4 protein-coding genes are annotated in these 6,000 nt (G+C 68.5%); 1 reads left to right on the top strand and 3 read right to left on the bottom strand.

The annotated features are described in order from the left end of the window. Positions 1–255: 255 nt before the first annotated feature. The 3 genes from BIV24_RS00910 to BIV24_RS00900 all read right to left on the bottom strand — a co-directional run bounded on the left by BIV24_RS00910 (position 256) and on the right by BIV24_RS00900 (position 2,725). Positions 256–465 carry a DUF397 domain-containing protein gene (locus BIV24_RS00910; RefSeq protein WP_071364156.1) on the bottom strand — a complete coding sequence of 70 codons (210 nt, stop codon included), beginning with the start codon at positions 463–465 and terminating at the stop codon, positions 256–258. A 233-nt stretch (positions 466–698) separates the two neighbouring features. Further along, positions 699–1,565 (bottom strand): helix-turn-helix domain-containing protein, encoded by an 867-nt coding sequence (locus tag BIV24_RS00905; protein WP_071364132.1) that lies wholly within the window; start codon positions 1,563–1,565, stop codon positions 699–701. Between the two features lie 407 nt (positions 1,566–1,972). Then, complete coding sequence (locus tag BIV24_RS00900) at positions 1,973–2,725, bottom strand: GOLPH3/VPS74 family protein (RefSeq protein WP_071364131.1); 753 nt, start codon at positions 2,723–2,725, stop codon at positions 1,973–1,975. A gap of 228 nt (positions 2,726–2,953) precedes the next feature. Here BIV24_RS00900 and BIV24_RS00895 point away from each other — a divergent pair, with 228 nt between their 5' ends. Continuing rightward, positions 2,954–5,950 (top strand): hypothetical protein, encoded by a 2,997-nt coding sequence (locus BIV24_RS00895; protein WP_071364130.1) that lies wholly within the window; start codon positions 2,954–2,956, stop codon positions 5,948–5,950. The last annotated feature ends 50 nt before the right edge of the window (positions 5,951–6,000 follow it).

Here is a 6,000-nt window from a genome sequence, read left to right as displayed (position 1 = left end):
CGAAAGCCCAAGTACGTCCAGTACGAGGGCTTCCGGCCGGCACGCCGGTGGGGGCACCGCCCGCGCGAGCGAAGCCGAGCGTGGGGGAACGCACCGAACGCCGCTCCTGAACGGGCAAACGTTGCCTGCCGCGGCACTAGAAGGTGAACCGGGCCCGGACAGGCGAGGGCCCCCTCGGCCGGGACGGCGGGCCAGTCGAGAGGGCTCTGTCGGTAATGCCTGTGCGGTTGTGTTGTGGACGACGTCATCGACGCGTCAGTCGAGGGCGAACGTCCCCCGGCCCACAGCCGCCACGAACGCGTTCCAGGAGTCCGCGGGGAAGGTCAGGATCGGGCCCTCGGTGATCTTCGAGTCCCGGACCTTCAGTGCCGACGGGAGCGGAGACTTGACCTCGACGCAGGCGCCGTTGCCGGCCGAGTACGACGACTTGGTCCACGTGGCCGTGGACCCCTGAAGAACTGGCATGTTCACTCCGTAGCGAGTTGCTGAGTTGCTGAGTTGCTGTCATCGCCTCGCAGTCACGGCATATGTCCGCGATGCGATGCGCGCCAACGTGTTTGCTGATGGCGTTAGGGAAGCTACTCGGCAACATCTCTGCCCGGAGCGGCCGTTCACCCAACCGGATGGCATATTCCGGTCAAGTCTTCCGCGTAAAGGTTTAATTGGTGTAGGGTCCGGCGCTTCTCCGTGCGGGAGGGTCAGCGTGCATACTCTGCGTACTTTTTTGCCGCGTCGGCGATGAGTTGACGGGACCGGTCCACGTTCAGCGCCTGGGCCCGCAGATGTTCGTACATCACGGAGTATTTCTGTACGTCGTGCGGCTTTTCCAGATAGAGATCGCTGGTGACGCCTTCGAGGTAGACCACGCTCGAGTCGGCGGCGTCGGCGAACTCCAGGACCGCGTACTGGCCATTGAGCCCGGGATGCGCACCCACGTCGAACGGCAGCACCTGCACGGTGACATGAGGAAGCCGGGACATCTCCGCAAGGTGCTCCAACTGTTCCCGCATCACCAGGTTGTCGCCCACGACCCGGCGTAGCGCGGCCTCGTCCAGCACCACCCACAGACGGAGCGGGTTGTTCTCGGCGGCGATGCGTTCCTGGCGCCGCATCCGCACCTCGACGCGTTTTTCGATGTCGGCCGGCGACGTCTCGGGCAGTGCGCCCTGGATGAGGGCTTCTGCGTAGGCGCGGGTCTGCAACAGGCCGGTGACGATCTGGGGTTCGTACACCCGCAGCGACTCCGCGTCGGTCTCCAGGCCGATGTAGACGCTGTAGGGGATGTCCCCGAAGGCGTGCCACCAGCCCTGCTGGCGCGAGTCCCGTGCCATTTGCATGAGGGACTCCACGACACGCTGGTCCTCGACCTCGTACACACCGCACAGGTCGCGGACGTCGCGCTGACTGATGCTGCGGCGGCCGTTCTCCAGGCGGCTGATCTTCGACTGGGAGACCAGCAGTCGTTCGGCGACCTCTTCGGCCGTCATTCCCTTGAGTTCACGGAGCCGGCGCAGTTCCTGGCCCAGCCTGCGTCGTCGGACGGTGGGATTGACATTCGACGCCACGGACGTGCACCTCCGGCTATGTGCCTCTGCTTTGCCTATCTGCTGTTGAGCAGATTGCCACCAAGGTGCTTTCTACCGCTGGGAAACAGCGGATATGCCCTGCCTGCACGCCAATTGGGCGGCATTTGGGCCGAAGTTGACTCCATGGAGCCACGGAATGCCGTATGACTCTGACTTCCGCGTACGAAGTGTCCGTCGTGGGACGGAGGTTCTGCCGCGGCGCCGTCATGCGGCCGCGCGGGGCGGTGAGGCCGTGTCGTCGTCCCGACGTACGGTCTCGTCGCCCCGCGCGGCCGGCGGCTCACAGGCCGGGTTTCGGGACGGGGTGTGCGGTGCGGGCCGTGCGTACCCGCTGCGTCGGCTGTGCCGGTTCAGCAGGTGGTTCTGCCGGGCCGTGGGACTGCGGCTCAGTGCGCCACGACGCGCGCCATGGCCCCGTGGTGCGGCTGCATCGGAACACTGTGGGCGGGTTCCGCTGCGGATTTGGCTCCGGCGGCCTGGCGGCGGGACGGGGCCGGGCCGCGGCGCGACTGTGCTGCCGCGCCGTTCTGGACGTCCATCACGGCGTGTGCCACGAGGCCGCCCATGGGGTCGTGCCTGATCAGGTCCCGCAGCCGGGAGCGGGACGAGCGCCCCTCGTTCCCCGGATACAGGTGCTTGCCCAGGCCGACGGCGTGGGCCAGCGCGGCGAGCGCCGCGGTCCGCGCGTCCGGCGGAACACCGGTGCGGATCGCGGTGTCCAGCCGGGCCCTGATCTCCCGGCTGATGGCCGTCTCCGTCGCCTGGTAGCGAGTCGTCGGCAGCACCCCGCACATCTGGCCGGGTACGGCCTGGACCATGCCGCACCGTTCGAGGTGCGAGAGATAGGTCTGGCGAAGCCCGAGACGCGGCCCGCCGATCCAGTGGACGGCCCGTACGGGAGCGCCGCGCCTGCGCAGCAACTCCAACGCGCTGTCCAGAGTTGGATCTCCAGTCGGCCGTGGCACCACCACGGCGATACGATCCCCGTCTGGGGCTATCCGTCCGGCCAGCGCCAGCTCCACGAGCTGTGCTCCGGCCAGACCGAGGTCGAGCGACTGCGGCTGTGCAGTGGTACCCGTGGCCGGGTCCAGTGCCAGCAGCAGAAGCTCCTCCGGAATTGTTCTGCGGCTCCTGCCCATCCATGCCTCCCCGCGTGGATGAATGACAGGGTGACCCCTCTCACATTGGTCTGTCGAGAGTGCGTGACCGGAATGTAGTGGAACCAGTAGGTATGTCGTTCTCGTCTAGCGCATGGGTCAATCACTCACACAGGACACTGGTACATGGTTCGGACAGCTGTGTCCGGGCGGCGGTTCATGGTTCGGCAAGACGCGCGACTGGGTTCGTGGCGCAACGAGGAGGCATCGGTGGCGGGCGAGTCCCCCGACAGGTCGAAGCAGCAGGGGTCGTCGGCGGAAACGACGACGGGGAGCGGGGCACCGGTTCCGGAACCGGCCGGGGCTGCCCGTGATCCCCGGCTCACGATGACCGGGGAGAAGGCGGGGGTCGACCAGCCGACGGCGGTGTTCTCCACGCGGGCGCTGCGTGACTTCGCCGGTTCGGCCGCGGACGAGGCCGATCCGCCGTCCGGGGGTGCCGCGAAGTCCGGGAAGGGTGCCGGGGACGACACCGCGCTGCGGGCTTCGCTGGCTTCCTGGGTGCGCAGCGCGGAGGAGAACGAGACCGGGTCCGCCGCCGAGGGCGGGGACGCCACGTCGTCCAAGTCGGGTGCGGCGTACGAGAGTTCCGGTGCGGCGTCGGACGGTGACGCGCGGGACGCGGCTTCCGGGGAGGCTGCGGGTGAGGCGTCAAAGCAGACCGCCGGCGCATCGTCGGTGACGGCTGCGGAGAAGCCTGCGGAGAAGGGCTCCGAGGAGGCCGACGGCGCGGAGGGATCCGCGAAGGGCGAGGAGGCCGATGGCGCGGAGCCCGTGGACTCCGCAGCCGATGCCGAGGACGCGCCCAAGGCCGAGGATGCTCCCGAGTCCGAGGAGGCCCCCGAGAGCGCGATCGAAGCCGAGGGCGACCCCAAGGCTGAGGCCGGAGCCGAGGGAACTTCCAAGGCTGGGACGGAAGCTGAGGGCGACTCCAAGGCCGGGCCCGAGTCCGAGGGCGACCCCAAGGCCGACAGCGAAGCCGAGGGCGGCCCCAAGGTCGAGACGGAGGTCGAGGGCGACTCCAAGGCTGAGGCTGGAGCCGAGGGAACTTCCAAGGCTGGGACGGAAGCTGAGGGCGACTCCAAGGCCGGGCCCGAGTCCGAGGGCGACCCCAAGGACGAGACCGAAGCCGAGGGCGACCCCAAGGTCGAGACGGAGGTCGAGGGCGACTCCAAGGCTGAGGCTGGAGCCGAGGGAACTCCCAAGGCTGGGACGGAAGCTGAGGGCGACTCCAAGGCCGGGCCCGAGTCCGAGGGCGACCCCAAGGCCGAGACCGAAGCCGAGGGCGACCCCAAGGTCGAGACGGAGGTCGAGGGCGACTCCAAGGCTGAGGCTGGAGCCGAGGGAACTCCCAAGGCTGGTACGGAAGCTGAGGGCGACTCCAAGGCTGGCACGGAATCTGAGGGCGACCCCAAGGCCGACAGCGAAGCCGAGGGCGGCCCCAAGGACGAGACCGAGGCCGAGGACGACCCCAAGGACGACCCCAAGGACGAGACCGGAGTCGAGGACGGTCCGACGGACTCCAAGGCCTCTGTCGACAAGCCCACCGCCGTCTTCAAGGTTCGGCAGCCGGCCGTGGATCAGCCCACGACCGTGCTCAAGCTTCGCGAGCCCAAGCCGTCCGACGAAACCGCCGACAAGTCCGCGCGCAAGCCCGGTCCTTCGTGGGCGGCCAAGTCGCCCGCTGCCGGCACCGCCGACAAGCCGGACGCCTCCGCCTCCGACAAGCCCGCGCCCGCCGCGAAGTCGGCCTCCGGGAGCGACGCAGGGCCCTTTGACACCGAACGCACCAGCAAATTCGTCGCACTGAAGTCGCTGGACGAGTCGGCCCCGGCGAAGCCGAAGCCTGCCGCCGGTCCCGCCGAGGCGACCACCGCGCTGCCCCAGGTCGGACCCGAGCGCACCACCCAGCAGCCGCTTCCGCCGAAGCCGCCGATGGACCTGCTCGCCGAGCTGACCAACACCCCGCCGCCGCCGGAGACCCCGGTGCGCTCCATAGCGCGGCGGGTCAAGATCTGGACGCCGCTCGTGCTGCTGGTGGCGGTCATCATCGCGATCGTGCAGGTCGTACGTCCGCTGCCGGCACCGACGCTCACCCTCACCGCCAAGGACACCTACTCCTTCGACGGCGACAAGGTGAAGCTGCCCTGGCCGGGCGAGGGCCAGGGCTGGATGGACGTCGACGGCGTCGGCACGATGGACCACTTCGGCGAGCAGAAGCCGGTGCCCATCGCCTCGGTCGCCAAGACCATGACGGCGTACATCATCCTCAGGGACCACCCGCTGAAGCCGGGGCAGGAAGGCCCCAAGATCAAGATCGACGCGACGGCGGCGAAGGAGGGCAGCTACGACGAGAGCGGTGACGAGTCCACGCTCAACACCGTCCATGCCGGCCAGTTCCTCACCGAGAAGCAGGCCCTGTCCGCGGTCATGATCCCTTCTGCGAACAACATCGCGCGCCTGCTCGCCCGTTGGGATGCCGGTTCCGAGGAGGCGTTCGTCAAGAAGATGAACGACACCGCCAAGGAACTTGGCATGACCAACACGACGTACACCGACCCGTCCGGCCTGACCAAGACCACCGTCTCCACGGCCGAGGACCAGGTGAAGCTCGGCACCGCGGCCATGAGGATCCCGGCCATGGTGGCCATCACCAGCGTGGCGAGCTGGACGGATCCGTCCGGGAAGTACTGGACCAATTACAACGAGTTGCCCTTCAAAATCGGCGCGATCGGCCTCAAGACCGGCTCCACCACCGCGGCGGGAGGCAACCTGCTCTTCGCCGCCCACAAGCAGGTCGGCGGCCGGACGGTAACCATCGTCGGCGCGATCCTCGGCCAGTACAAACCGAATATCCTCGAAACGGTCAACGCGGTCAGCAAGACCGCGCTGCTCGCCGCCAAGGACGTGCCGACCTCGGCGAAGATCCTCAAGAAGGGTGACGTCGTCGGGTACGTCGACGACCATCTCGGCGGTCACACGCCGGTCGTCGTCACCAAGGACGTCACCGCGGTCGGCTGGGCCGGGCTGACCGTGAAGCTGTCCTTCACCTCCGGCGAGGTGCCGCACACCGCGAAGGCCGGCACCCAGGTGGGCACCCTCACCGTCGGCGACGGCGGCGCCGACGGCGCGGTGAAGATCCCGGTCGCTCTCCAGAAAGACCTGGTCGAACCCCGCTGGACGGACAAGCTGACCCGTCTGGGCTGACCTGTCCGGGCTGACTCGAATCGCGGGCCGGCCGCCGCTCCTCGAGGAGC

The sequence above is a fragment of the Streptomyces colonosanans genome (genome assembly GCF_001866645.1).
Classification (GTDB): domain Bacteria; phylum Actinomycetota; class Actinomycetes; order Streptomycetales; family Streptomycetaceae; genus Streptomyces; species Streptomyces colonosanans.
The sequence above is the reverse complement of the archived record's forward strand: the minus strand, read 5'-3'. Positions and strand labels throughout refer to the sequence as shown.